The sequence below is a fragment of the Nocardioides cremeus genome (assembly GCF_030518195.1).
Lineage (GTDB): Bacteria > Actinomycetota > Actinomycetes > Propionibacteriales > Nocardioidaceae > Nocardioides > Nocardioides cremeus.
In genome coordinates, this window is the sequence record NZ_JAULSC010000006.1 from 168009 (window position 1) to 184907 (window position 16899).

General features: G+C 70.6%; 20 protein-coding genes and 1 tRNA gene. 7 read left to right on the forward strand and 14 right to left on the reverse strand.

Translation table 11 applies throughout. From position 1 onward, the window contains the following. Positions 1 to 50: 50 nt before the first annotated feature. The 6 genes from QWJ41_RS08900 to QWJ41_RS08925 all read left to right on the forward strand — a co-directional run bounded on the left by QWJ41_RS08900 (position 51) and on the right by QWJ41_RS08925 (position 5701). The gene (locus QWJ41_RS08900; protein ID WP_302707418.1) at positions 51 to 488 is read left to right on the forward strand and encodes a molybdenum cofactor biosynthesis protein MoaE; all 438 of its coding nucleotides are present in this window, start codon (positions 51 to 53) and stop codon (positions 486 to 488) included. Positions 489 to 545: 57 nt separating this feature from the next. Then, complete coding sequence (locus QWJ41_RS08905; RefSeq protein WP_302707420.1) at positions 546 to 776, forward strand: hypothetical protein; 231 nt, start codon at positions 546 to 548, stop codon at positions 774 to 776. 35 nt (positions 777 to 811) lie between these two features. Further along, positions 812 to 1861, forward strand: a complete 1050-nt coding sequence (locus QWJ41_RS08910; RefSeq protein WP_302707422.1) for a YlbL family protein — start codon at positions 812 to 814, stop codon at positions 1859 to 1861. Then, complete coding sequence (locus QWJ41_RS08915) at positions 1861 to 2505, forward strand: PPA1309 family protein (RefSeq protein ID WP_302707424.1); 645 nt, start codon at positions 1861 to 1863, stop codon at positions 2503 to 2505. Before QWJ41_RS08910 ends, QWJ41_RS08915 begins: the two co-directional genes overlap by 1 nt. Then, positions 2502 to 5552, forward strand: a complete 3051-nt coding sequence (locus QWJ41_RS08920) for a UPF0182 family membrane protein (RefSeq protein WP_302707426.1) — start codon at positions 2502 to 2504, stop codon at positions 5550 to 5552. The genes QWJ41_RS08915 and QWJ41_RS08920 overlap by 4 nt, the downstream gene beginning before the upstream one ends. A 75-nt stretch (positions 5553 to 5627) precedes the next feature. Next, positions 5628 to 5701 (forward strand) — tRNA-Met (locus tag QWJ41_RS08925). Positions 5702 to 5885: 184 nt separating this feature from the next. Here QWJ41_RS08925 and QWJ41_RS08930 read toward each other — a convergent pair. The 4 genes from QWJ41_RS08930 to QWJ41_RS08945 all read right to left on the reverse strand — a co-directional run bounded on the left by QWJ41_RS08930 (position 5886) and on the right by QWJ41_RS08945 (position 9537). After that, on the reverse strand, positions 5886 to 7064 hold the full coding sequence (locus tag QWJ41_RS08930; RefSeq protein ID WP_302707428.1) for a tyrosine-type recombinase/integrase: 1179 nt from the start codon (positions 7062 to 7064) through the stop codon (positions 5886 to 5888). Positions 7065 to 7090: 26 nt separating this feature from the next. After that, complete coding sequence (locus QWJ41_RS08935) at positions 7091 to 7546, reverse strand: helix-turn-helix transcriptional regulator (RefSeq protein ID WP_302707430.1); 456 nt, start codon at positions 7544 to 7546, stop codon at positions 7091 to 7093. A gap of 64 nt (positions 7547 to 7610) precedes the next feature. Further along, positions 7611 to 9182, reverse strand: coding sequence for a hypothetical protein (locus QWJ41_RS08940; RefSeq protein ID WP_302707432.1), 1572 nt, complete (start codon positions 9180 to 9182; stop codon positions 7611 to 7613). Further along, entirely contained in the window at positions 9172 to 9537 is a 366-nt protein-coding gene (locus tag QWJ41_RS08945) for a hypothetical protein (RefSeq protein ID WP_068104956.1), read from the reverse strand. The genes QWJ41_RS08940 and QWJ41_RS08945 overlap by 11 nt, the downstream gene beginning before the upstream one ends. A gap of 217 nt (positions 9538 to 9754) precedes the next feature. Here QWJ41_RS08945 and QWJ41_RS08950 point away from each other — a divergent pair, with 217 nt between their 5' ends. Beyond that, positions 9755 to 10621, forward strand: a complete 867-nt coding sequence (locus tag QWJ41_RS08950) for a hypothetical protein (RefSeq protein ID WP_302707437.1) — start codon at positions 9755 to 9757, stop codon at positions 10619 to 10621. A 35-nt stretch (positions 10622 to 10656) separates the two neighbouring features. Here the strand turns inward: QWJ41_RS08950 and QWJ41_RS08955 are convergent, their stop codons facing one another. The 10 genes from QWJ41_RS08955 to QWJ41_RS09000 all read right to left on the reverse strand — a co-directional run bounded on the left by QWJ41_RS08955 (position 10657) and on the right by QWJ41_RS09000 (position 16646). Further along, positions 10657 to 10818, reverse strand: coding sequence for a hypothetical protein (locus QWJ41_RS08955; RefSeq protein WP_157519779.1), 162 nt, complete (start codon positions 10816 to 10818; stop codon positions 10657 to 10659). 9 nt (positions 10819 to 10827) lie between these two features. Continuing rightward, positions 10828 to 11058 (reverse strand): hypothetical protein, encoded by a 231-nt coding sequence (locus QWJ41_RS08960; protein WP_302707443.1) that lies wholly within the window; start codon positions 11056 to 11058, stop codon positions 10828 to 10830. A 130-nt stretch (positions 11059 to 11188) separates the two neighbouring features. After that, positions 11189 to 11641: a hypothetical protein gene (locus tag QWJ41_RS08965; RefSeq protein WP_302707445.1), complete on the reverse strand. Its 453-nt coding sequence runs from the start codon at positions 11639 to 11641 to the stop codon at positions 11189 to 11191. A gap of 12 nt (positions 11642 to 11653) precedes the next feature. Then, entirely contained in the window at positions 11654 to 12178 is a 525-nt protein-coding gene (locus tag QWJ41_RS08970; RefSeq protein ID WP_300953994.1) for a thermonuclease family protein, read from the reverse strand. After that, complete coding sequence (locus tag QWJ41_RS08975; protein ID WP_302707449.1) at positions 12175 to 13113, reverse strand: helix-turn-helix domain-containing protein; 939 nt, start codon at positions 13111 to 13113, stop codon at positions 12175 to 12177. Before QWJ41_RS08975 ends, QWJ41_RS08970 begins: the two co-directional genes overlap by 4 nt. A 14-nt stretch (positions 13114 to 13127) precedes the next feature. Then, on the reverse strand, positions 13128 to 13841 hold the full coding sequence (locus tag QWJ41_RS08980) for a hypothetical protein (protein WP_302707452.1): 714 nt from the start codon (positions 13839 to 13841) through the stop codon (positions 13128 to 13130). Then, positions 13838 to 14005, reverse strand: a complete 168-nt coding sequence (locus QWJ41_RS08985; protein ID WP_157519777.1) for a hypothetical protein — start codon at positions 14003 to 14005, stop codon at positions 13838 to 13840. The genes QWJ41_RS08980 and QWJ41_RS08985 overlap by 4 nt, the downstream gene beginning before the upstream one ends. 134 nt (positions 14006 to 14139) lie before the next feature. Next, the gene (locus QWJ41_RS08990) at positions 14140 to 14547 is read right to left on the reverse strand and encodes a hypothetical protein (protein ID WP_302707454.1); all 408 of its coding nucleotides are present in this window, start codon (positions 14545 to 14547) and stop codon (positions 14140 to 14142) included. A gap of 397 nt (positions 14548 to 14944) precedes the next feature. Further along, on the reverse strand, positions 14945 to 16234 hold the full coding sequence (locus QWJ41_RS08995) for an ATP-binding protein (RefSeq protein ID WP_302707456.1): 1290 nt from the start codon (positions 16232 to 16234) through the stop codon (positions 14945 to 14947). A gap of 67 nt (positions 16235 to 16301) precedes the next feature. After that, entirely contained in the window at positions 16302 to 16646 is a 345-nt protein-coding gene (locus QWJ41_RS09000; protein WP_302707458.1) for a hypothetical protein, read from the reverse strand. Between the last annotated feature and the right edge of the window lie 253 nt (positions 16647 to 16899).

The window sequence follows — 16899 nt, forward strand, 5'->3', positions numbered from 1 at the left end:
AGGCCGGCAGGCCCCGGTGGCGGCCCGCCCGTACGCCGTAGGCTCGGGTCGTGACCAGCAGCACACCCCCTGTCGTCCGCCTCGTCGACCTGCGCGAGACCCCGCTCGAGGTCGAGGAGGTGATGGCGGCGCTCGACGACGACGCCGCCGGCGGCCTGACCCTGTTCGTGGGCCGGGTGCGCGACCACGACGGCGGCAAGGGCGTCGTGGGCCTCGACTACTCCGCCCACCCCACCGCCCTGGCCCGGCTGCGCGAGGTCTGCGAGCAGGTCGCGGCCGACCACGACGTGCAGGGCGTCGCCGCCCTGCACCGCACCGGCTCGCTGGCCATCGGTGACGTCGCCGTCGTGGTGGCCACCGTCGCCAGCCACCGCGGGCAGGCCTTCGCCGCCTCCCGCGACCTCATCGACACACTCAAGTCAGAGGTGCCGATCTGGAAGCACCAGCGCTTCACCGACGGCCAGGACGAGTGGGTCGGCACCCCCTGACCACGAGCTTCGGCGTGGCAGCCGGGCCGTGCGCCTCCGGGTCCCTAGCCTGGGGGAGTGGAGATCCTGCTGTGGCTGGTGCCGGCCGTGCTGGTCACGGTCGGGGCGATGGGCTGGGTCGGCTGGGCCGGGCGCGAGCCCCGCGAGGTCGACCGCGAGGTGATGGTGCGGCGCCTGGCGAAGGGGATGGCGCGCGAGACGCCGCTGCGCTACGCCGCACCCCGCCCCGAGCGCGACCGCAGCACCGGCATCGCCGTCCGCCCCTCCCGGGCACGCAAGGCCTCCTGACCAGCCCTCTTGGCGGGTGATGAGAAGGTGTGGCCATGAGCCAGCGCCTGATCGCCGCCCTCGTCGCGGCGCCGTTGGTGCTCGCGCTGTTCGTGGCGGCCTGGTTCACCTCGCTGCCCTACGCCACCTACCAGCCCGGGCCGACCGTCGACGTGCTCGACCAGCCCGACGGCTCCGAGACGATCCAGGTGCGGGGCGTGAAGACCTACCGCGACGCCGGTGAGCTGCGCCTGACCACGGTCAGCGTCAGCCCGGTGGGCAAGCGGCTCTCGCTGCCCGAGCTGATGTGGGCGTGGTTCGACGAGGAGGAGGCGGTGCTGCCCTACGACTACGTGCACCCCGACGACGTCACCGCCGAGGAGGACGAGCGCCAGGGCGCGGTGTCGATGGTGACCTCCCAGGACGTGGCGATCGCCAACGCGCTCGAGGCCCTCGACTACGAGGTCGAGTCGGCGCTGCAGGTCGCCTACGTCGTGCCCGACAGCCCCGCCGACGGCAAGCTCGAGGTGCGCGACGTCGTGCTGCGCATCGACGGCGAGCAGGTGGAGTCGCCCCAGATGCTGGTGGACTCCATCCGCGACACGCCCGCGGGCGAGCCGGTCACCCTGCAGGTCGAGCGGGACGGCAAGAAGCGTGACGTCGAGCTGACCCCGGAGAAGGACCCCGACGACGGCGTGCAGCGCGTCGGGTTCACGCCCGGCCAGGGCTTCCGCTACCCCTTCGACGTGTCGGTCAACATCGACCCCAACATCGGCGGCCCCAGCGCCGGGCTGATGTTCGCGCTGGGCATCTACGACACCCTCACCGAGGGCTCGCTGACCGGTGGCGGCACCGTCGCCGGCACCGGCACCCTCGACCTCGAGGGCGCGGTGGGGCCCATCGGGGGTATCCAGCAGAAGATCGCGGGCGCCGAGCGCGACGGCGCCGAGCTGTTCCTGGTGCCGCCCGACGACTGCGACCAGGCGCTGGGCGTCGACGACGGCAGCCCGCGCCTGGTGCGCGCCGAGACCTTCGAGAGCGCGCTGGCCGCGGTCCAGGCCTGGGCCGACGACCCCGACGCCGACCTCCCGAGCTGCGAGGACTGATGACCGACCCGAAGGACGAGACCCCCGTGGACCCCGTGGACGAGACCCCCGTGCCCGCCGACCAGCTCGCCGACCTCGACGTCGACCCGGCGCTGGCCGCGGCGGTGCTGGAGATCGAGAAGCACGCCAGCGAGGCCGGCTGGGACCAGCCGGCCCGGCTCTTCGCGCTGGTCGACACCGCCCAGCTGGTCGCCCACGAGCCCCAGCTGGCCGCCGCGATGGGGCTCGACGCCTCCTCCGAGCGCGGCTCGCTGACCTCGGTCGAGCAGGACCAGCTCGACCCCTCCCAGCAGCTCGAGCGGGTGCTCGAGACCATCGCCTGGCCCGCCGAGGTCACCGGGTGCGCCGCCGTCGTCGAGCGGCTCGTGCTGCCGCCCGAGGCCGACGGCGAGCTGCCCGAGGACCCCGACGAGGCGGCGGCGTACGCCCGCGAGCACCCGGCGCGCCAGGAGCTGCGGATGGTGGCCGGGGTGACCCGTGAGGGGTCGCGCTACTGCGCGATGCGCTTCCGCAGCCACGACGACGACACCAAGGTGGTCGGTGGGGCCGAGCTGGTGCCGGCGCTCCTGGAGCTGCTCGACGCCACCCTGACCGACGACGACCACATGAACGACCAGATGAACGACGAGAGGCACCACCCGTGAGCGAGACCTTCGGCCCCGAGCCGCCGGCAGCCGCCCCCCAGGCCCCTGCGACCAGCGGGCGCTCGCGCGCCCTGGTGATCACCGCCGGCGTCCTCATCGCGCTCTTCTTCGCGCTGACGACGTTCTCGGGCTTCTACACCGACCGGCTCTGGTACGTCTCCGGGGGCTACGGCGAGGTCTTCTCCACCATGCTGTGGACCCGCGTCGCGCTGTTCTTCGTGTTCGGCCTGGTGATGGCGGCCGTCGTGGCGCTCAACGTGGTGCTGGCCTACCGGCTGCGCCCGGTCTTCGCCGGCATGGGCGACACCAACGGGATGGGGCGCTACCGCGACGCGATCACCCCGATCCGGCGCTGGGTGGTGCTCGGCGTGGCCGTGGTGCTCGCGCTCTTCTCCGGCACCTCGGGTGCCGGCGCGTGGCGCACCTACCTGCTGTGGCGCAACGGCAACGACTTCGGCACCGAGGACGCGCAGTTCGGCCGTGACATCGGCTTCTTCGTCTTCGACCTGCCCTGGCTGCACTTCCTGGTCGACTTCGCGATGGCGGTCTTCGTGGTCTCGCTGCTGGCCGCCGCGCTGACCCACTACCTGTACGGCGGCATCTCGCTGCAGACGCCGGGCGACCGGCTGACCGGGGCCGCGCAGGCGCAGCTCTCGCTGCTGCTGGGCCTGTTCGTGCTGGCCAAGGGCGCCGACTACTGGCTCGACCGCTTCGACCTGGTCAGCCAGTCCGGGGCGCTGATCACCGGCATCACCTACACCGACGACAACGCGGTGCTGCCGGCCAAGAACATCCTGCTGGGCATCTCGATCATCTGCGCGGTGCTCTTCTTCCTCAACGTGTGGCGCCGCACCTGGATGCTGCCCTCGGTCGGCATCGCGCTGCTGGCCCTCTCGGCGATCCTGCTGGGCGTCATCTGGCCCGGCATCGTCCAGCAGTTCCAGGTCAACCCCTCCGAGCCCGACCGCGAGCGTCCCTACATCGAGCGCAACATCGAGGCGACCAGGGCGGCGTACGACCTGACCGACGTGGAGGTGGAGGGCTACACGCCCGACACCCAGATCGGCTCGTCGCTGGCCTCCCTCGACGACCAGACCAAGTCGGTGCCGCTGGTCGACCCGCAGGTGGTGCGCCCGGCATTCGAGCAGACCCAGCAGGTGCGTGCCTACTACTCGGTGGCCGACGTCCTCGACGTGGACCGCTACGACATCGACGGCGTCGACCGCGCCCTGGTGCTCGGCGTGCGCGAGCTCAACCCCGAGGGCGTGCCCGACCCGTCCTGGAACAACCTGCACACCGTCTACACCCACGGCAACGGCATCATCGCCGCCTACGCCAACCAGCGCGACCGTGACGACGACGCGCAGATCGACACCGAGACCGCGGGCGCGGGCGACGTGGGGATCGAGTGGGCCCAGGGCACCAACGCCGGCGAGCAGGACCTCGCCGACGCCACGGGCGGCTTCGAGCCGCGCGTCTACTACGGCGAGCAGAGCCCCAACTACTCGGTGGTCGGCAAGCCGTCGGAGGACGCCACGGCCGTGGAGCTGAACCTGCCGGCCGTGGGCTCGGAGGTCGACGACACCACCACGACCTTCGAGGGCGACGGCGACGCCGGTGTCGGCGGTGTCTTCAACCAGCTGATGTTCGCGATCAAGTTCGGCGAGCCGAACTTCCTGCTCTCCGAGCGGGTCAACGAGAACTCGCGCGTGCTCTACGACCGCGAGCCGGCGCTGCGCGTCGAGAAGGTCGCCCCGTGGCTGACCGTCGACTCCGACCCCTACCCGGCCGTCGTCGACGGGCGGATCGTGTGGATCCTCGACGGGTACACGGTCACCGACCGCTACCCGCTGGCCGAGCGCGAGTCGTTCGACGAGATGACCGACGACGCCCTGGCGCCCGAGACCACGGGCCTGCAGACGCTGCCCACCGACGAGATCAACTACATGCGCAACGCGGTCAAGGCGACCGTCGACGCGTACGACGGCTCGGTGACCCTCTACGAGTGGGACACCGAGGACCCGATCCTGCAGGCCTGGAAGGCCGCCTTCCCCGGCACCGTCGAGCCCCGCGAGGAGATCTCCGACGAGCTGCTGCGCCACCTGCGCTACCCCGAGGACCTCTTCAAGGTGCAGCGCTACCAGTTCGCGCGCTACCACGTCACCGACCCGGGCGACTGGTACCAGGGCAACAACCGCTGGGAGGTGCCCGAGGACCCCGACGTCAGCGGCACGTTCCAGCCGCCCTACCGCCTGTTCATCGACAACCCGGGTGTCGCGGGCGACGAGGAGGACTTCTCGCTGACCTCGGTCTACGTGCCCTACCGCAAGAACAACCTGGCCTCCTTCGTGTCGGTCAACTCCGACGCCACGGACGAGGAGGGGTACGGTGACATGCGGGTGCTCGAGCTGCCCAACGAGCAGACGCCGGGTCCGGCCCTGGTGGCCAACCAGTTCGCCTCCGACCCCGACGTGGCCGACCTGCTGGCGCAGTTCAACCGCTCGGGTGCCCGCCCGGTGCGAGGCAACCTGCTCACGCTGCCGGTCAACGACGGGCTGATGTACGTGCAGCCGGTCTACGCGCTGCGTGAGCTCTCCGACGCCAGCTTCCCGATCCTGCGCTACGTGCTGACCAAGTACGGCGACAACATCGGCATCGGCTCGACGCTGCGCGACTCGCTGGAGGACCTGATCCGCTCCTCGGGCATCACCCCGGAGCAGACCGGCAACAACAACGGCGGCAACGGTGGCAACGGCGGCAACGGCGGCGGGAACACCGGCGGCGAGGCGCCCACCGGCACCGTGCAGGAGCAGATCGACCGGCTGCTGCAGCGCGCCGAGAACGCCTTCAACGCCGCCGACGAGGCCATCGCCGACGGTGACCTGGGCGAGTACCAGCGCCAGGTGACGATCGCCCAGGACGCGATCGCCGAGGCGCTGGACCTGACGGGCGCCGGCGACGACGTCGACGACAGCACCGACGGCAGCACCGACGGCGGCACCGACGTCGACCCGGGCACCGACGCCGAGACCGGCGACGAGGGCTGAGACCCACCTCACGGACCCCGGGGCGCATCCGATTTGGAGGCGCCCCGGGGCCTTGTGTAAGTTGGTGATCACCGACGCGGGGTGGAGCAGCTCGGTAGCTCGCTGGGCTCATAACCCAGAGGTCGCAGGTTCAAATCCTGCCCCCGCTACAAGAAAGTGGCCCCTGACCTGCGGAAACGCAGATCGGGGGCCACTTACCTTCTTGAGTCACATTGCCTTATGTCGCGTTTATGTCCCAGAAACCTTTGCGCGGGTGACCCACTCTGGTACCGAGTTGGGGCCGGCGTTGGGGCCAAGCAGATGCAGGGCTGGTGCTCGAAACACCCCAGGACGTCAGTCGTCTGATGCGGTCGTCGTGGCCTTGCCGGCGAAGGACTGAAGGATGTGCGTCACGTCAGGTGTGGTCCTGTCCTTCTCGATGTAGAACTCTTTGGTGATCGCATCTGAGGAGTGGCCCAGGACGCGGGCTGCGGTGTCCGAGTCGACCAGGCGGTCGATCAAGGTGGCGACGGTCTTGCGGAACGTGTGTGGCGTCACCCAGTCGAAGCCTGTGTCTGCTCGGATCGTGCGCCACCGCCGCTCGATGTTGCCGACCTGGTGCCAGGTGCCGTTACGGGTGGCGAAGACCGCGTTGTAGTGATTTGGTCGTTGCTCGATACGCCGCCTCATCAGAACATCGACAGCAAACGGCGGCAGCGCGATGGTGCGTTTTGAGGCGTCCGACTTCGGCTTGGGCTTCCGGTACGTGCCCTTTCCCGTCTCCGTCTTGATCGTGCCACTGATTGACACCGTCGGCGGGGTCGCACTCAAGTCGATGTCTGTCCATCGGATCGCGAGCACTTCTCCGATCCGGCAGCCCGTGGCGAGCAGCAGGTCAACGATGTCGGGCATGTCCTGGTTCGGCTTTGGACCGGGTCGCTTTTTGGTCATCCAGGCGTCTACAGCAGAGCGGACGGCATTGAGATCTTCCACCGAGAGCGCTTGGACGTCCTTCTTCTGGCCTCGAAGCCGAGACGTGGAGGAGACCGGGTTGGCCGGGAGCGCATCGTCGATAACCGCGGCGTCGAACATCATCTTGAGGACCGTCTTGGTCTTCTTGCGGCGGCTGTGGGAGTCCTGCGACCTGATGAGCCGTTCCAGGCGACCAGCTGTTGCCTCGCGCAGGCGAATGTTGCCGATGGCTGGATTGATGACGTTTTCGATGATGCGTTGGTACTCGTTCGCGGTAGTTGCCTCGGAGCGCTGTTCGGCGCGATACAGCGAGAGCCAGATGTCGGCCACTTGGCTGATTCGCATGTCGGGGCCGATGAGGTCACCGGATGGGGCGCTTCGGTCGGCGATCTTGACTTTGAGTTCTCGTACTGCGGCGGCGGCGCTTCGAGCGGTCCCCTTGATTTCGCGCGTGACGCCGTCGAAGTCGCGGAAGCGCGTTCGCGCGCGATACACGCCGGGACGCACCTCCTTCGTCGTGATGGTCCCGAATGTTCCGATGGGCAGCGGGGGGCGAGCCATGGGCGTTCCTTCTTGAGGTCTGAGCGCTACCGACGCCGTGGACGGGACCGTCGCGACATGGAACCTAGCGTGCTGGATGGTGCTAGGTGGTCACCCCTCGAGCCCCGGCCGTTGTCGTCGATGTCCATTTCCGCTTCGAGATCCAGTGTCTCGGCGTGGGCCTCGATCCAAGCATCAAGATCCGAACGGCGGTACCGCAGTGCACCGCCCGCCTTGACCGCGCGTGGTCCGAACCCCGGGCGTCGCGTGCGCCAGGTATAGAGCGTCGACTTCGCGATCCCGATGTAGGCAGCCGCTTGCGCAATGTTCATCGTGGCAGGGGTGAGTGCGAGCCGGCGGCGTTCTGTCGGGAGGGGCTCGTCGGAAGGCGGCGTGGCGTGTTCGCTCATGTCTGTGACGACATCCTCAAGGATGCGTTCGCTCTCCTGAGCAGCTAGCGGTCGGTGGCCGCCGACGCTGAGGGTCTCCTTCACCGTTTCCATCTCGTGTCTCCTCCGACCTGCGGTGGTGGATCTCGGTGGTCGCAGCCCACCTGGTGTCTGATGGTCACCTAAGTGGTCCGACAGGTGCTGAGCGATCAATGCCCGCAGACTTTCTGCATGGCATGCCGTGGTCCGGCGAAGATGCTGGGGTGCAGTGGCCGCCATGTTGCGCGTTGTCCGCTGCCGAGAGCCAAGCGTGGCGATGGCTACTGCCGTTGGAGTGCGCGAGCATGGCAGAGGATGCCGCGGTGGATGCCGCGGACGCGGTTGCCGTACTCGCCGAACGCAAGGCTTCCCGTACGGGCTGCGGCACCGTGACGGCGCGTCGGGCGAGGATGTCGGCGGGGGAGACCCAGACGACGTCGCCCTCGGTCGGCGGGGTGGCCAGGCCGGCCGCGACGTCGTTGTGCGCTCGGCGGGATAGGGCTCGAGCTGGGCCGGTGAGGTTGGGGGTGTCGGCCTTCTCGGCGATGACGTGCGCGAGCTCGGAGCCTGCCCCGATCGCACGCAGTGTCGCCACGGTGACCTGGGGGAGTCCTCGCCGGGTGGCGATGACCTCTGGTGTCGCGAGGGTGGTGGTGTCGTGGGTGATCTGGCGGTACGCGGCGCGGACCTCGGCGGCCGCGCGTGCCAAGGGCTCCTCGAGGCGGGCGCCCGGGGGGGCGAGGTCGCCCCAGCGGCTGGCCAGGTTGCTCCAGGAGCGCCCTGCTTCGGCGATCGCGGGGACCAGGCGGTCCGAGGGCTCGAGGATGCCGGCGGCGGCGGCCGCGTCGACCAGCACCATGCTGGCGCCGGCGATGAGTCCCTGGGTACGGGTGATGAGCAGGATGTTGGACGGTTCGAGGTCGCGTGCCAGCGCGCGGTGGGACTCGATGTCCCAGCTGGCCAGGGCCTGCGCAAGGCGGCCGGGGTCGTCGACCGGCCGGATCGCCTCGCCGGCGAGGGCTTGGGCGAACCGGTCGGTCAGGTAGCTGCGTGCGGTGTTCTCGCACGCCGACATCCGATCGACCCAGACCCCGGTGGGTGCGATCGCGTAGGGGGAGTGGTGCTGGGCCAGCTGGACCCGGCGGCCCGACCCACGGGCCTCGTTGACGCGGTCGCGGCCGTTGTCGTGCAGGGCGACGTTGACGGCGTGGGCGGTCAGGTAGAGACCGTGCATGATCCTGGTCCGGGCTGCCTCGAGGTCGCGGTGGGCCTCGGTCCGCTCGTGAGGGACCTCGGCGCCGTAGCGGCGCACCAGAGCCGCAGCGTTGAGCAGAGTCTGGGTCATCTGGTCGACGCGGGGGTTGGTCGGTCCCGGACCTGGCCAGGCCTTCCGGCCGGACAGGCTGGACTCGATGGTCGAGGCCTGCGCCGCCAGGCTGGTGATGGGCCGATCGCGCTCGTCGACGCCAGGCCGGCGACCCGGTAGCGAGGCCCACAGGTCCTCCGCGGCCGCGACCATCGTCGGCCAGCTCCGCAGGAGCGTGCCGGCATCATCGCCGGCGACGTCCATGAGCAGCTGGCGAGCCAGGTAGTCGACGTCGAAGAGCATCTCGCCGACGCTGCGTACGTCGCGCGAGGTCACCGGGATCTGGTCGACGTCGAAGAGCTCCTCGTCGATGTCGGCGTACGCCAGGCGCAGGTCAGTAGCCAAGGCCGCGGGCTTCCCGGATGAGGTCGCACAGGTCGAGGACCAGCTGCCAGCCGTGGACCAGGTCGGCCTGGTGCAGCGGTAGCGGGCGGGTCAGCTCCTCGGCCTCGTTGAGCAGCTGCAGCGGCGTCCGCTCCTCGAGGTCAGGGAGCGGGTCGATGTCGGGCAGCTCGTAGTCGTCGGGCAGCAGGGCGCTGGCCTGGGAGTGCGCGAGGTAGACACCCAGCCCGAGGTCGTGGAGCGGGGAGTCGGGGGCGGCCTCGTCGGCGTCGCTCCACACCTGGGCAGCGGCCTGGTGCAGCAGCTGGGCGATCGAGCCGAGGCGGTCCCAGGTGCCGTCAGCGTTGAGGGTGTCCACGGGTGTTCCTTTCAGCCGGAGGTCGGTCTGGCCCATGAACCCACGTCCCGGCCGCGGCCCGCTGCGCCGAGCGGCGGGCTGTGGATAACTCGGGGTGCTGTCGGCACCTGGGCACAAACTGGTCTCGTTCGCCTATGTCGTTCGGTGGTTGCCGGACGATCACCGCGAGCAAAGTCAAGAGATCCGCACTAGTGCTGCTAGATGGAGGAGGGTCGAGATGAGGTTCCCGATGACCGTGTTGAGAGCCGTGACGCTGGCGCCGGCACTGCTGGTGAGCTTCGTCCTCACCGTGGTGGTGTGCGCCCTGCTCCCGCCGGGGCTGGGCCTCGTGGCGTTCATGGCTGCGGGCGGCGTGCTGGTCGCGCTGGCGCTGGGCCAACTGCAGGAGCCTGCGGTCGCAGCGTTGACCAGGTCGCGGCCGGCGACGGAGGCGGAGCTCCGGGTGATGGCGCCGGTGCTGGCCGAGCTGGGCTGCCGCGGTGTCGACGTCGGCGCGCTGTTCGTGCGCCGGATCCAGCGACCGAGCACCCCGGTGGCGGTGGCGATCGGCCGGCGCACCGTTGTGGTCAGCCCTGGGCTGGTCGAGGCGACGTACCGCGGCGGTGTGACCGGCGCGGAGGCGGCCGCCGCGCTGGCTCATGCGGTCGGCCGGCGCCAGGCGATCCGGCCGCGGCTGGAGCTGGCCGTGCTCGCGGCGATGACGCCGTGGCGGATGCTGGTGGCGACGTTCCGCGGCGTCGGCCGGGCCTTCGCCTGGCTTCCGTTCACGCGGTTGGCCTGGACGCTGCGCGGCGTCGTGGGGGTGATCTGCGTGGTGCAGTCGGTCGTAGAGGACCGGGCCTGGGCCGGTTTGCTCGGGGGCACAGTCATCGCGCTGACCTATCTGGTGCCGGCGGCCGGCCGGCGGATCGAGCTATACACGGAGGCCGAGGCGGACCAGTTCGTGCTCTCGCTCGGCCTCGGTCCCGTGCTGGCAGGTCTGCTGCGTCGCTACGGGCACCCGATGACCCTCGAGCGGATGCAGCGCCTGGAGACGGCCGTCGAGCAGCCTCAGCGGCCGCGGCTTCACCTGGTGCACGGCTGAGGCTGTTCTCTGGTGGTGCGGCGGCCGGCGGCGGGCTACTCGTCGTCCTGGAAGCCGGACGTGGAGTGGTGCACGCAGCCGCGGCCGTCGCCCTCGTGCGGCTTGTGGTTCATGCAGGGCAGCGACCCCAGCTTGTGTGAGCAGTCGACCCAGCGGACGGTCGAGGATCCGGTTGTCGGCGCGAGTGCGGTAGCCATCGGGGCCTCCTATCGGCGCGGGCCGCGGCGGCGGCCGAGCTGAGGCCGCTGGTAGGCGGCGGTGTCGGTGTGGTCGTGCTGGCGACCGGACTGGTGGACCAGTGCGATCTCGGCGTCGGGGGAGGGGCCGGTGTCGGCGGCCGCGGCCTGGGCAGCTGCTTCCTCACTGGCCCTGATCTCCTCGACGCGCTGTCGCGCCTCCTCCTCGAGCGCGGCTTCCTCGCGAGCGGCGTCACTCATGTGAACTCCCATGGATTCCGAGGACCGGCACCGGCTGCGCCGGTCCTCCTGGTCACCTATGTGCGGACCAAGGGCCCGGGCGATCACCGCGGACCGACTGGATTGGAAAGTCGCGGGGCCCTGCCGGTGCTCAGGCCGGCTGGGCCAGCAGCGTGGCGCCCAGCATCTGTGCCGCGTGCTCGAGGACGCCGTGGGAACCGGTCCCGCCCGGGCGGTCGCAGCACGGATGGCTATCGAAGCCCTCGTCTACGACGATGCGGTGCAGGTGGCCACCGCAGGCACGACAGCGCCGTCCGGCGTGGGCGGGGCACTCGTCAACCGCCACGGCGCAGGGCAGACACGCCGCGGGCGGCGGAGGAGTCACCTGGTGGTCGCGGTCCCAGTCGCGCCGCTGGCGCAGCAGCGTGGCGACCTGTTCCCACAGCGCGTGCTCGAGGTGTGCCGGCGCCGGCCGGCCGAACGCCTGGTCGACCGCCGCTTTGAGCAGCTGCGCCCTGCAGCCGAGAACTCGCTCGTCGACGCCGCGGCTGTAGCACCACCGGGCCAGCTTCTTCGCGGCCGTCATCAGCTGCTCGTCGTCCATCCCGGCCGTCCCTCAGCAGGTGCCCCTCAGGCCGCTATCGGCGTCCTGGGCATCGGCGGCGGCCGCGGAGTACGACTCCTCGCGGGCAAGGTCCTGAGCAGCCTCGTAGCGGCGTACGGCGCCGCGGGCCAGGAGCTCGTGGGCCACGTCGACGCCGGCGTGGTCGACGTATCGCAGCAGCCGGTCGTACCGGTCGCGGTCGGGCTGGTCGCTGTCGGTGACCAGCTGGACGGTGCTGCCGACCGGCGCGAGCTCCTCGAGCAGGTCTGTTGCCTGGTCGGCGTAGCACTCCTCCGGCGCCGGCGGGTGGGCGACTTCGGGGGCGTCGATGCCGAGCAGGCGGACTCGGCCGAGCTCGCGGCCGCCGAGGTCCTCGACGCGGAGCGTGTCACCGTCGACCACGGCCGTCACCCGGACCTGGGTGGCCTTGCCCTCCGATGGGTCGGGGCCCGTGGGAGCGCCGGGGAGGGCTGCCTTGATGCCGCCGGCGGTGAGCACGGCGATCGCCACGCCGGCGAGGCCGATGAGGGCCTTCACCGGGCGACCCTCAACTGCGGACGCTCGCCGGCGACGGGAATCGCGCGCTCCTGCGCCCAGGCCCCGGGGGAGCGGTAGCCGGGCTCGGGGATCTGCTCGACGCCGTCTGCCCCGCTCGTGCCGGCGTCGGCCGGCTCCTCGGGGAGCTCGCCGGCGATCTTCGCGGCCAGGTCGCGCAGCGGTGGGGTCTTCTCGATGCGCCGGGTCGCGTGGAGCACGGTCGTGTGGTCGCGGTCGAAGTGACGCGCGATCGTCGGCAGGCTGTGCCCGTGGATGCGGGCCGCCGTCATCGCCACCGCACGGGCGTCCGCTGCCGCCCGGCTGCGGTCCGTACCCAGGAGGACCTCCGGCGTGGTGCCGAAGGCCTCCGCGGCCGCCACGACTGCATGCTCGACCGGCCCATCAGGCTCGAAGGTCGACGCCGGCGGATCCTGGTGGAGGCTGACCACCGTGGCCTCGGGGCGGGGGAGCCGGGCGGTGTATCTGTCGTTGACGTGCTCACTGACCCGGGCCGCGGCGTCGGCCAGCCGGGGTCGCTCGGCGGTGCGGCGCACGGCATGGATCACCGAACCGTGGTCCTTGTTGAAGTGCTCGGCGATCGCCGGCAGGGACAGGCCGACCTCGCGGGCGGCAGTCATGGCCACGGCGCGGGCGTCGCTGACCGGACGGCTGCGCTCGGCGCTCAGGATCGCCTCCGGCGTGGTGCCGAACATCGGTGCAGCCGCGTTGATGGCCAGCTCGCACACCGCAGCCGGGCCGGTTGCCGGCGCCGACGGCATGGTCTGGTCGACCTGGACGGCCAGGACCGTCACCAGCGACCGCAGCTGGTCGGCGTCCAGCGGCGCGATCAGGTCGGCGACCTGGTCGTGCTGCCCGCGGCCGGCGGCATCGAGGACGAGGCCAGCCAGCTGGCGGCCGCCCTGATCGAAGTCCATGCCCGTCCTCCCGCCTACCGCGCCAGCGACCCGCCGGCCGGGGCCGCCTGGCGAGGAACCTGGCCACGGCCCTGCTCGGCCATACGCCGGCGGGCGTTGTCGGTGATCTCGCTGGCGATGCCGGCCGACTGCCGGGCGTTGGCCGCGGCGTGGTCGACGACGTTCTCGAGCAGGCGCACGTCCTCATCGGCGCGGCCGAGCTCCTTGCCGGCCGTCGCGATGCTCCGCTCGAGGGTGACCGGTTCCAGCAGCGACGGCGGAGTCACGTGCTGGGCCGCCAGCTGCGCGCTGTCGACGTGCTGAGCGGTCAACCGGGCCATCGGCTTGGCAAGGTCAATCATCTCGCCCACGACGGCGAGGCGTGGCTTCAACTGCGCGACCTCGCTGGCGAGCTCAGGATCGGAGGTGTCGGCGTCTTGGAGGAGATCGTGGGCATCGGCGATCGCCTGCGATGCACGCTCCAGGTGTCTTGTGAGTTCGTCGACCAGCTCGGCGTTGTCGCTGCAGCGCCGCTGCAGGCGGCTCAAGTGCTCGCCGGCGGCCTCGAGGTAGTAGTCACCGCGGTCGCTGAGGCGGGCCTTCGCAGAGTCGAGCTCGGCGTCATCGAGAACCCGGAGCGCGGAGTTGATCGTGGTGTGGAGCTCGTCGACGACCCGGCGGGCGCGTCCCACGGCCTGCTCGGCCATGAAGACTGCGTCTGCGGCTTGCAGAGCGGTGTCGGTGGTCATGCCGGCTCGCCGCCTCCCGTGTCGGACGGGGGCGTAATGCTCGACGGGGGCAGGACCTCGCGAAGGCGGTCGAGAGCCGCCAGGGCCCGCTCGAGGTGGTCGCCGGCCTCCTGAACCGGGTCACGGTCGGCCGCGGCGGAGGGAGAATCGGTGGGCGTGCTCACGGGCAGCTCCTTGGTTGACCGGGGTTATGTCTCAGTCACCAAAGGAAGGTCGACCCGCTCGGGCGATCACCGAGCGCGAAAAAATCTCGCGGGCCTCAGGCGCCGCGGGTCACCGAGGGCCGGGGACCACCAGGTCAGGGTTGGTCCCAGGGCATCGACTCCTGCCCGTCGTCGACGCCCTCGCTGATGATGTGCGCCGTGGCGTTGCGGGCGGCGTTCAGGTGCTTGTGGAGGTCGACCGCGAGTCCGCGGGCCTCCTCCAGGTGGAGACGCGCGACGCCGATCGCCATGGCGGGGTCGGATTCGTCGGTCATCGCGTCCATGCTGAGCACCTGGTCGGCCAATGCCGGCTCGAGCGTGCTCGACAGCTGCGAGAACGCCTGGGGCAGCGCGGCCGCGAGGTCGGCGAACTCCGCGAGCTCGTCGGAGGTCTCGGCCGGGATCTGGTCGCGCGCCCACATCGTGGCGCGGTTGAAGCCGTAGACGTGTCGGCGTGCCGCCGTCGCGTGCCCGCTCGCCTCGAGCTGGTCGTTGTCGTCCACCAAGGTTGTCCTTCCTGCCGAGCGGTCTCGCTGGCCTGAGTCTCGCGGATCTCGCCGGCCGTACGCTCGGCCGCCGGCGGCGGGCTGTGGATAACCGCAGGGGTTCCCTCCGGGGTCTCCAGCGGGAGACTGAGCGGCCATGGACGACCAGGCCGCCTTGATCGCAAGGCGAGTGGCACTGGCGGTGGCCGCTTGGTCAACGCTGCGGCCGACGTCGAGGCCTACCGCCGACTCGCCGACGCGGTGGGGAAGTGGAACGCCTACAGCGCACCGCAGCTGGAGGACGGCGACGTCGACGAGCTGCTCGACGACCTCCGCCCACGTCGCGCCCCCGATGCCACTCGGCGACGTCGACGAGCTCGAGGCGGTCCTAACGTCGGCAGGCTCGCCGTGAGCTCTAACGCCGCGGCGCGTCGGGGTCGCCCTCGGAGGCGGGCGGGAGTTCACGCGGGCGGCGGCCGGCACCGAGACTGCCGGGTGCCGGGTCGGCGGGCGAGGGTGCTCCGGTGGCCAGGGTCTCGCGGATGTAGCGGTCGAAGCCAGGCATCGTGAACCGGACCTCGCCGCGACTGGCGGGCTCGATGATGCCCTTGTCGATCAGGCGCTCACGCGGAACACCCAGAGCCTGCGTGGGCCGGCCGAGCGCCGCGGCGATCTCTGCCCGCGTCACCGTTGGAGTGCCGGCCTGCGCCATCACGGACATGATCTGCTTCTCCAGTTCGGTCGCGGCCGCCCACCGGGCGGCGTACATGGAGCTCAGCTGATCATCGGCCAGCGGCAGGCCGGACCGCACCTGGTCGACGTCGAGCACGTCACCTGTTCCTGAGGGCTTGGCCACCTCCCACGTCGCGTGCGCGAGGACCTGCAGCAGGTACGGGAATCCTTGGGCCTCGGCCGCTACCGTCTGCAGCGAGGCGGGCGTCCAGGTCACGCCTAGCTCTGCGGCCGGCTCGGCCACGGCGGCGGCCGCTGCGGCCGGCTCGAGTCGGGGAAGCGTGAGGAAGGTGCTGCGCTCCCCGAAGGTGGCAGCGTTGACCAGGACTCCCGGTGTCGAGGGCAGGCCGGCGCCGATGATGGCGAGGGGGTTGTCCTCGCGCCGTCCAGCCAAGTTCTGCATCGCGTTGAGCAGGACCGCGAGGTCATCGCGGGTGGCCGCGTGCAGCTCGTCGACGAAGACCACGAGTCCAGCGCCACCGCGTGCACGGATCTGGGAGCTGGTCTCGTGCAGGAGGTCCTCCATCGCCGAGATCTGGGCCCCTCGTGGAGGTGCCTCAGCCTCGGAGCGGTCGGCGGCCGCCGTCGCGCTCACCTTCACCACGCTCGGCAGCCCGAACTCCAGGCCGATGTTCTCCAGGCGAAGCTTCCAGGTGCCCTTCTCGGCTCGGGGGAGGATGTCCGCGGATTCGACGGCCTTTCCGACGCGACTGACCAGGTCGGGAAGGAACGGCGCGTTGCGCCGGCATGCCACCCATGCGGTGATGAACCCGTGCTCCTCGGCGTCACGCTGCGCCTCGCGCAGCAGGGACGTCTTCCCAACCCCGCGCGGGCCCAGGAACACCAAGAGCGGGCCGCCCATCTCGCCGTAGGTGCCGATCCGGCTCAGGTAGCCTCTGATCCTGTCTTGCTGTTGTTCCCTCCCGGCCAGGACCCGCGGCAGTTCGCCCGGGGCGTAGGGGTTGGGCAGCATTAGAGGTCTCCTATACATTCTGTTACACAGCGGGCTTGTGTAACGAAGTGTATGCCGTCGATCGGGGTCACCGCCCCACGTTAAAGCTGCGTGTTCCAGGCGTGCTGGCAGCGCCTGGCGTGCGCGCTCCGAGTCGACGGCGGGCGGCATCGTCGAGGCTCTCGCCTGCGGAATCGACCTCGTCGACGCCGCGGCCAGGTCGATCGGCGTGCGGCTCGGTCGTCTCGCTGAGGCATTCGACTAGGTCCTCGACGTCGGCATCCAGGACCCGCTCGAGGATGTCGGCGATGCCCCCTGGGGAGCCGTCGCACTCGGCCACCAGGGCGTCGGTCAGACGATCGAGGGCGGCGTCTCCGCGGGCGGTGAAGGTGACGACACCGGGGACCGGGTTCTCGGTTCGGGAAGTGCTCATGGTCCACCTCGCTTTCTGGTCACCTAGGTGCGAAGGAGGTTGGTAAGCGATCAGCCCGATCTGCGACACGAGGGGAATCCGACGGCCATAGCGCGGGAGAACTCACGGCCCTGTATCGGGCTTGCCCCGGGTTGAGTATTTGAAGGCTTAGGGACCACTGGATCGGGTGGCTGGGGGCCGTGGATCTTGCCGTTGGGGGCCAGTGGCCGCAGGTGTGGGGGCCACCGGCCCCCAACGGCTGTTTTCACCGGTT

Coding starts and splice junctions, on each gene's coding strand:
- QWJ41_RS08930 (WP_302707428.1), bottom strand. CDS start 7,064: ATGGCTCGCCCCCCGCTGCCCATCGGAACATTCGGGACCATCACGACG.
- QWJ41_RS08980 (WP_302707452.1), bottom strand. CDS start 13,841: ATGACCACCGACACCGCTCTGCAAGCCGCAGACGCAGTCTTCATGGCC.
- QWJ41_RS08950 (WP_302707437.1), top strand. CDS start 9,755: ATGAGGTTCCCGATGACCGTGTTGAGAGCCGTGACGCTGGCGCCGGCA.
- QWJ41_RS08915 (WP_302707424.1), top strand. CDS start 1,861: ATGACCGACCCGAAGGACGAGACCCCCGTGGACCCCGTGGACGAGACC.
- QWJ41_RS08965 (WP_302707445.1), bottom strand. CDS start 11,641: ATGGACGACGAGCAGCTGATGACGGCCGCGAAGAAGCTGGCCCGGTGG.
- QWJ41_RS08960 (WP_302707443.1), bottom strand. CDS start 11,058: ATGAGTGACGCCGCTCGCGAGGAAGCCGCGCTCGAGGAGGAGGCGCGA.
- QWJ41_RS08935 (WP_302707430.1), bottom strand. CDS start 7,546: ATGGAAACGGTGAAGGAGACCCTCAGCGTCGGCGGCCACCGACCGCTA.
- QWJ41_RS08975 (WP_302707449.1), bottom strand. CDS start 13,113: ATGGACTTCGATCAGGGCGGCCGCCAGCTGGCTGGCCTCGTCCTCGAT.
- QWJ41_RS08955 (WP_157519779.1), bottom strand. CDS start 10,818: ATGGCTACCGCACTCGCGCCGACAACCGGATCCTCGACCGTCCGCTGG.
- QWJ41_RS08995 (WP_302707456.1), bottom strand. CDS start 16,234: ATGCTGCCCAACCCCTACGCCCCGGGCGAACTGCCGCGGGTCCTGGCC.
- QWJ41_RS09000 (WP_302707458.1), bottom strand. CDS start 16,646: ATGAGCACTTCCCGAACCGAGAACCCGGTCCCCGGTGTCGTCACCTTC.
- QWJ41_RS08910 (WP_302707422.1), top strand. CDS start 812: ATGAGCCAGCGCCTGATCGCCGCCCTCGTCGCGGCGCCGTTGGTGCTC.